This is a genomic window from Collinsella sp. AF05-9 (assembly GCF_003465595.1).
Lineage (GTDB): Bacteria > Actinomycetota > Coriobacteriia > Coriobacteriales > Coriobacteriaceae > Collinsella.
Map to the genome: position 1 here is coordinate 1 of NZ_QSBB01000073.1, position 1,495 is coordinate 1,495.

The window sequence follows — 1,495 nt, forward strand, 5'->3', positions numbered from 1 at the left end:
ATTTATCTCCCTAGAAAGGAGGTGATCCAGCCGCACCTTCCGGTACGGCTACCTTGTTACGACTTCACCCCCCTCACCCTCCACACCTTCGGCGCCTCCCCCCTTGCGGTTGGGCCGGCGACTTCGGGTGCAGACGACTCGGGTGGTGTGACGGGCGGTGTGTACAAGGCCCGGGAACGCATTCACCGCGGCATGCTGATCCGCGATTACTAGCAACTCCGACTTCATGGGGGCGGGTTGCAGCCCCCAATCCGAACTGGGGCCGGCTTTCCGGGATCCGCTCCCCCTCGCGGGGTGGCATCCCTCTGTACCGGCCATTGTAGCACGTGTGCAGCCCAGGGCATAAGGGGCATGATGACTTGACGTCGTCCCCGCCCTCCTCCGCCTTGACGGCGGCGGTCCCGCGTGGGTTCCCGGCATCACCCGATGGCAACACGCGGCGGGGGTTGCGCTCGTTGCGGGACTTAACCCAACATCTCACGACACGAGCTGACGACAGCCATGCACCACCTGTATGGGCTCCTCTCGGCCACGGGGTCTCCCCCGCTTCACCCATATGTCAAGCCCTGGTAAGGTTCTTCGCGTTGCTTCGAATTAAGCCACATGCTCCGCTGCTTGTGCGGGCCCCCGTCAATTCCTTTGAGTTTTAGCCTTGCGGCCGTACTCCCCAGGCGGGACGCTTAATGCGTTGGCTGCGGCACGGGGGGATCGTCCCCCCACACCTAGCGTCCATCGTTTACGGCTGGGACTACCAGGGTATCTAATCCTGTTCGCTCCCCCAGCTTTCGCGCCTCAGCGTCGGTCTCGGCCCAGAGGGCCGCCTTCGCCACCGGTGTTCCACCCGATATCTGCGCATTCCACCGCTACACCGGGTGTTCCACCCTCCCCTACCGGACCCAAGCCGCGGAGGTTCCGGGGGCTTCGGGGGGTTGAGCCCCCCGCTTCGACCCCCGGCCTGCCGGGCCGCCTACGCGCGCTTTACGCCCAATGAATCCGGATAACGCTCGCCCCCTACGTATTACCGCGGCTGCTGGCACGTAGTTAGCCGGGGCTTCTTCTGCAGGTACAGTCTTGACTCTTCCCTGCTGAAAGCGGTTTACGACCCGAAGGCCTCCGTCCCGCACGCGGCGTCGCTGCGTCAGGGTTCCCCCCATTGCGCAAGATTCCCCACTGCTGCCTCCCGTAGGAGTCTGGGCCGTGTCTCAGTCCCAATCTGGCCGGTCGGTCTCTCAACCCGGCTACCCGTTGTCGGCACGGTGGGCCGTCACCCCGCCGTCTACCTGATGGGCCGCGGAGCCATCCCCTCCCGTCGGGGCTTTAGCCGGGGTGCCATGCGGCACCCCGGGGTATCCGGTATTACCCGTCCTTTCGGGCGGCTATCCCGGGGGAGGGGGCAGGTTCTCCACGTGTTACTCAGCCGTTCGCCACTCGCTTCCCTCCGGAGAGGGGGTGCCGTTCGACTTGCATGTGTTAGGCGCGCCGCCAGCGTTCATCC

The 1,495-nt window shown here is 65.3% G+C and carries 1 rRNA gene; it reads right to left on the reverse strand.

The features are described from left to right. Positions 1-14 precede the first annotated feature (14 nt). A 16S ribosomal RNA gene (locus DWV43_RS09940) occupies positions 15-1,495 on the reverse strand; the annotation flags it as partial.